This is a genomic window from Halorubrum sp. SD612 (assembly GCF_002135005.1).
Map to the genome: position 1 here is coordinate 1 of NZ_NEWI01000155.1, position 5,472 is coordinate 5,472.

At 72.0% G+C, this 5,472-nt stretch carries 4 protein-coding genes; 1 reads left to right on the top strand and 3 read right to left on the bottom strand.

Translation table 11 applies throughout. From position 1 onward, the window contains the following. The 3 genes from B9G38_RS18825 to B9G38_RS13855 form a co-directional block, all read right to left on the bottom strand. Window positions 1–109, bottom strand: a 109-nt coding sequence (locus B9G38_RS18825; protein ID WP_394334929.1) for a PRC-barrel domain-containing protein, incomplete at its 3' end; no start/stop codon positions are given. A 107-nt stretch (window positions 110–216) separates the two neighbouring features. Continuing rightward, window positions 217–2,508 (bottom strand): LUD domain-containing protein, encoded by a 2,292-nt coding sequence (locus B9G38_RS13850; RefSeq protein WP_086220745.1) that lies wholly within the window; start codon window positions 2,506–2,508, stop codon window positions 217–219. Then, window positions 2,505–3,083, bottom strand: a complete 579-nt coding sequence (locus B9G38_RS13855; protein WP_086220746.1) for an LUD domain-containing protein — start codon at window positions 3,081–3,083, stop codon at window positions 2,505–2,507. The genes B9G38_RS13850 and B9G38_RS13855 overlap by 4 nt, the downstream gene beginning before the upstream one ends. A 222-nt stretch (window positions 3,084–3,305) precedes the next feature. Between B9G38_RS13855 and B9G38_RS13860 the strand changes: the two genes are divergently transcribed. Beyond that, on the top strand, window positions 3,306–5,472 hold a 2,167-nt coding region (locus tag B9G38_RS13860; protein ID WP_086220747.1), incomplete at its 3' end, for an FAD-binding and (Fe-S)-binding domain-containing protein.

The window sequence follows — 5,472 nt, forward strand, 5'->3', positions numbered from 1 at the left end:
GGGCGTGCGGGGCGAGCTGGATGTCCTCCATGTCGCCGACGAAAACGCCGTTGCTGGAGTACACCTCGCGGCCGACGGGCGACGTGATCTCTTCGGGGGCTGCGTTCATACACGATACGGTCACGAGCGCGCCTAATAAGCGTTCGTTGTCGAACGACGCGCGTCGGACGCGGGCGGAGCCCGCGCGGTCGCCGGGGCCGCGCGCCGCCCCCGGCGTCACTCGCGAGGTGCGACCACTTCGATCGGATGCGTCGGCGCGGCGTCGAGCAGGGCGTCGAGCTGTTCCGTACAGGAGGTACCGGCGGCGACGACGGTGCGGTCGGTGTCGCCGAACTGCTCGACGAGGGGCTCGCCGACGTCCATGCTCAGCTCGTAGTAGTCGGTCTTGTAGCCGAACGAGCCCGCCATCCCGCAACACTCCGTGTCGGAGACGCGCACGTCGTAGCCGAGCCGCTCGAACACCGCGGTCGCGTACTCGCCCACCTCGACGGTGCGGGCCTGACAGTGCGGGTGGTAGGCGATCCGCTTCCCCGACGCGACCGGGCCGGTGCCCTCGATCGGCGCGCGCAGCGCCGCCGGGTCGGCGCCGTTCTCCAACAGGCCGAAGGCGTACTCCATGGCGTCGTAGCTCGCGTCCGCGAGGCGCTCGTAGGAGTCGCTCGGGAGGAACCGCTCGTACTCGCGGCGGAACGTCGCGAGGTCGCTCGGCTCGATCACGACCACGTCGCGGCCGGCGTCGAGGTGCGGCGCGAGACCGGCGTACAGGTCTTCGGCGGCGGCCTCGGCGGTCGCTATCATCCCCTGCGACAGGGGCGGGCGGCCGCTCCCGGGCAGGTCCGGCACGCGGACGCGGACCCCGAGCGCTTCCAGCGCCCTGACGGTCGCCTTCCCGCGCTCGACGTCGACGTAGTTCGTCGCGGTGTCGGGGTAGACGACGGCCTGCCGGGTCGCCTCGTCGGCCGGGACCGCGGGGCCGCCGCGCGCCTCGAACCACTCGACGAGCGACTGGCGGGCGAACTCGGGGAGGTCGCGCCGGCGGGCGATCCCGGCCACCCGCTCGGCGAGCGCGCGCAGCGGGCCGGCGTCCGCGAGGCGGTTCGCGATCGGCGCCGTCCTGTGGCCCCACTCCGCGAGCGTCGCGTAGTTGCCCACGAGCCGCGTGCCGAGGTCGAGCCCGCCGGGCTCCTCGTCCGGGACGAGCTCCTCGAACGCCCAGTCGAGCTGGCTCGCGTCGGCCTCGCCGCGGTTGATCCGGTCCCGGACCGCGGTGTTGATCCACGGGATGTCGATGCCGACCGGACACGCCGGAACGCAGCGCGAGCAGCCGGTACAGAGGTCGTTGAACTCGGCCGCGGTGTCGAGCCCCTCGATGCCGGCCTCCCAGCCGGTGGCGATCCCGCCGGAGTACGTCTCGCCGCCGAACGCGTGGCCGCCGACGCTCTGGAAGTTGCCGCAGGCGTTCGAGCAGGCCGAACAGCGGATGCAGTACAGCGTCTCCTTCAGCGTCTCGTCGTCGCGCATCGCCAGGCGCCCGTTGTCGATCAGGACGAGGTGGAACTCGCGGTCGTCGGCGGAGCCGTCCGCGAGCGGCTCGGCGTCGTCCTCGAAGTCCGGCACCGGCGAGCCGACCGGCGGCGTGAGCGTCGAGATGTAGGAGGTCACGTCCTGCCCGGTCCCCGACCGGCCGATCAGCTCGACGAACGGCGAGAACTCCTCGACGGTCGGGACGAGCTTCTCGACGCCCGCGACCGCGACGTGGGTGTCGGTCGCCGTCACGGTCTTCCGGGCGTTCCCCTCGCTGGTGACTAAGAGCATGGTGCCCGAGTCGGCCGCGACGAAGTTCGCGCCGGTCATCCCGAGGTCGGCGCCCTCGACCAGGTCGCCCAGTCGCTCGCGGGCGAACATGGTGAGCTCCTCGGCGGTCTCCGGCGGGTCGTCGGGGTCGAACCGCTCCGCGAACAGCTCGGCGATCCCCTCTCGGGACTTGTGGATGGCCGGCGCGACGATGTGCGAGGGCTCCTCGTCGGCCAGCTGGAGCACCCACTCGCCGAGGTCGGTCTCGACGACCTCGACGCCGTCCGCCTCGAGCGCGTCGTTCACCTCGATCTCCTCGGAGGTCATCGACTTCGATTTCACCGCGCGATCGGCGTCGCGCTCGGCCGCGACCTCGCGGACGTACCGGTTCGCGTCGGCCGCGTCGTCGGCGAGGTAGACGGTCCCGCCGTTCGCCTCCACCGCCTCCCTCACCTCGTCGATGAGCTCCGGGAGCCGCTCGATAGCGTCCTCTTTGATGGCGCGCGCCTCGTCTTTCAGCGCCTCGTAGTCGTCGAGGCGGCCGGTCGACTCGTAGCGTCCCTCGTTGAACCCGCGGGTGTTCGCCGCGACCGCCTCGCCCTCCGTCGCGAGCAGCTCGCGGATCCGCTCGGCCTTCGTCTCGCGGTCGGAATCGCTCGCGCCCGCGGTCTCCGGACCGTCGTCGCGCCCGGACGGGTGGGTGTCGCTGCTCATCGGTCCGCCCCCGGGGCGGCGGTCTCGCCCCCGGAATCGTCCGCGTCGCCGTCGCGCAGCAGGACCACGTGGACCTCCTTCGGCCCGTGCGCGCCGTGGACGAGCCCGCCCATGTCCGCGGTCGCGCTCGGTCCGGTCGCGAACACCACGTCGACCGACTCGTCGCGCGCCCGCGGGCCGAGCCAGTCGAAGGCGTCGGCCATGTCCGGGACGAGGTCGGTCTCCCGGAGGACGACGACGTGGCGGTCGACGAAGAGGCTCACCGGCTCCGTCCCGTCCGCGTCGGCCTCGAGCGCGACGCTCCCGTACGCGGCGACGCCGAGCGACGCAGCGGTGACCCCGGTGTGCGCCTCGCGCAAGTCGGCGGTCGTCGGGTCGGTGTCGATTCGGTCCGGGAGCGACGCCGGCGAGTCGGCGAGCCCGTCCGGACCCGACCGAGCGGGCGGGACCCCGACCGCCGGCTGGCCCGCGGCCGCCTCGGCCATGGCCGCGCACTCCGCCGACGGTCCGGCGGAGACCGCGACGCCGAGGTCGGCGAGCCGACCGGTGAACGTTGACGTGTCTGTGAGCGGCATGGTGGTTCGTTCGCCGGCCGACATATGGGTGTTGCGGCGGCTTCCGGACCGAGGAACTGCGCCCGCGGCGAAGCCCGTGCGGGGGAACCCCGCCCGAGACGGGGCTCGTTGGAGGGAACTGCGCCCGAGACGCAAGGGGTTTCCGCCGGCGCGCGTGGGACCGAATTCCCGCGACGCGCGGACGGCAGGAGGTTTTTCATGGTTCGACCGTGAGTGGTTCCCATGGCGACAAACACCCCGGGTCCCGACCCGACGGACGGCGGGGACTTCGACTACACCGGCGGCGCGGTTGAGCGACCCGACCTCGTGGACGCGCTCGACCGCCGCGTCGCGGGCGACGTGCGGTTCGACGACTACTCGAAGCGGCTGTACGCGACCGACGCCTCGGCGTACGAGGCCACCCCGATCGGCGTCGTGATCCCGGAGTCGACCGCGGACGTCGCGGCCGTCCACGAGTACTGCTTCGAGGAGGGGATCCCCGTCCTCCCGCGGGGCGGCGGCACCTCCCTCGCCGGGCAGACCGTCAACGAGGCGGTCGTCCTCGACCTCACCGGCGAGATGGACGACGTGCTCTCGACGGACCCGGCCGCGGAGACGGCCCGCGTTCAGGCCGGTGCGTACGTCGGCGACCTCAACGCCGCGGTCGAGGGCGACGGGCTGAAGTTCGCGCCCGACCCGGCGTGGCGCGACAAGTCCGCGGTCGGCGGCGCCATCGGTAACAACTCCACCGGCTCGCACTCGCTGAAGTACGGGAAGACCGACCACTACGTCGAGGAGCTGGAGGTCGTCCTCGCGGACGGCACCGTGGCGACGTTCGGCGAGGTCGCGGTCGAGGAGCTCCGGGAGTCCGCCGACCCCGACGCCGACGAGCTCCTCCCGCGGATCCACGCCGAGGTCGTCCGGATACTCGACGAGGAGGCCGATCGGATCGACGAGCGGTTCCCGGAGCTGAAGCGGAACGTCTCCGGCTACAACCTCGACCGCCTGCTGGCCGAGTACCGCGGCGAGCACGGCGAGGAGGGCGTCGTCAACCTCGGGCGCCTCATGGCCGGCAGCGAGGGCACCCTCGCGACGGTGACCGAGGCGACCGTCTCGCTCGTCGAGATCCCCGAGACGAAGGCGGTCGCGCTGCTCACCTACGCCGACCTCCTCGACGCGATGGAGGACGTGGCGGCGTGTCTCGAACACGACCCCGCCGCCGTGGAGGTGATGGACGACGTGCTCCTCGGACTCGCGGCCGACACGCCGGAGTTCGAGGACGTGGTCGGCATGCTCCCCGACGGGACCGACTCCGTGCTGCTCGTCGAGTTCTACGCCGACAGCGACGCGGCGGGCAAACAGAAGGTCGCGGACCTGATCGCGGACCGCGTCGGCGGCGAGGAGGGCGCGGACGGCCCGGCCGTCGACACCGCGACCGAACCGCGGTCCGGCGCCGCCGAGACGACGAGCCACCCCCGCCGGGCGGTCCACGCGATGGAGGCCCACGACCCCGCGAAGCGCGACCGGTTCTGGAAGATGCGGAAGGCCGGCCTCCCGATCCTCCTCTCCCGCACGACCGACGAGAAGCACATCTCCTTCATCGAGGACTGCGCCATCCCGCCGGAACACCTCCCCGAGTACACCCGGGAGTTCCAGCAGATCCTCGAGGACAACGACACGTTCGCCACCTTCTACGCGCACGCCGGCCCCGGCGTGCTCCACGTCCGCCCGCTGATCAACACGAAGGACGTCGACGACGTCGACGCGATGGTGGACATCGCGGACCGCGTCACCGACGCCGTGGTCCGGCTCGGCGGGTCCGTCTCGGGCGAGCACGGCGACGGCCGCGCCCGGACGCAGTGGAACCGGAAGCTGTACGGCGACGACCTCTGGGAGTCGTTCCGGGACCTCAAGACCGCCTTCGACCCGGACTGGCTGCTCAACCCCGGGAACGTCTGCGGCGACTTCGACATGCGCGAGAACCTCCGGTTCGACGCCGACTACGAGTACGACGCCGGCTTCGACCCCGCGATGGAGTGGGCGGTCGACAACGGGATGCAGGGGATGGTCGAGCTCTGTCACGGCTGCGGCGGCTGCCGGGGTCCCCAAGAGACCACCGGCGGCGTGATGTGCCCGACCTACCGCGCCGCCGACGAGGAGATTCAGGCGACTCGCGGCCGGGCGAACATGCTCCGCGGGGCGATAAGCGGCGAACTCCCCGACGATCCGACCGACGACGAGTTCGTCACCGAGGTGATGGACCTCTGTGTCGGCTGTAAGGGCTGTAAGGTGGACTGCCCGAGCGGCGTCGACATGGCGAAGCTGAAGGCCGAGGTCGAACACGCCCACCACGAGGAACACGGGGTCGATCTGCGGACGCGGCTGCTCGGACGCTTCGAGTCGCTCGCGC

Excerpts from the sequence above, each read along its gene's own strand:
- B9G38_RS13855 (WP_086220746.1), bottom strand. The coding sequence starts at position 3,083 with ATGCCGCTCACAGACACGTCAACGTTCACCGGTCGGCTCGCCGACCTC.
- B9G38_RS13850 (WP_086220745.1), bottom strand. The coding sequence starts at position 2,508 with ATGAGCAGCGACACCCACCCGTCCGGGCGCGACGACGGTCCGGAGACC.